Annotated in this window: 1 protein-coding gene; it reads left to right on the top strand. The window is 40.9% G+C overall.

Features of this window, described 5'->3' with window-relative positions:
* Positions 1 to 235, top strand: a 235-nt coding sequence (locus ACWA1B_RS23665) for a S8 family serine peptidase (protein WP_456911145.1), incomplete at both ends; no start/stop codon positions are given.

Below are 235 nucleotides of genomic sequence, written 5' to 3' on the forward strand. Positions count from 1 at the left end.
TTGCTCCAGGTGAAGAAATTTATGCAACAGTTCCAAACAACAAATACAAATATTCACAAGGAACATCAATGGCATCTCCAAATGCTGCGGGTGTAGCGGCTTTGATTCGCTCTTACTATCCAAAATTAAAAGCCGCACAGGTTAAAAAGATTTTGATGGATTCTGGTGTAGCACTTCCTTCAACAGTTGTTTTAGGTAAAAGCGAAAATCCGGGAGAGAAACCAGCTGCCGTTTC

This window comes from Flavobacterium xizangense (assembly GCF_054075145.1).